General features: G+C 61.1%; 1 protein-coding gene. It reads left to right on the top strand.

The window, feature by feature from the left end:
- A partial coding sequence (bamJ, locus tag MTCD1_RS19095) for a BamJ family beta-barrel-assembly machinery protein (RefSeq protein ID WP_143760175.1) occupies nucleotides 1-246 on the top strand: 246 nt, incomplete at its 5' end.
- Nucleotides 247-275 lie beyond the last annotated feature (29 nt).

Raw genomic sequence — 275 nt, 5'->3', positions numbered from 1 at the left:
ACCCACTACCATGGCACCCTGATCGACGGCACTGTGTTCGACAGCTCCTACGAGCGTGGCCAGCCGGCAGAATTCCCGGTCGGCGGCGTGATCGCTGGCTGGACCGAAGCCCTGCAACTGATGAATGCCGGCAGCAAATGGCGCCTGTACGTGCCGAGCGAACTGGCCTACGGCGCACAAGGCGTTGGCAGCATTCCGCCGCACAGTGTTCTGGTTTTTGACGTCGAGCTGCTCGACGTTCTGTAAGACCTTCTGCCGAATTACCTGTAGGAGCG

The organism is Colwellia marinimaniae (assembly GCF_002207865.1).
Classification (GTDB): Bacteria; Pseudomonadota; Gammaproteobacteria; order Enterobacterales; family Alteromonadaceae; genus Colwellia; species Colwellia marinimaniae.
Note: the sequence above shows the minus strand (reverse complement) of the source record. Positions and strands in the feature narration are given on the sequence as shown.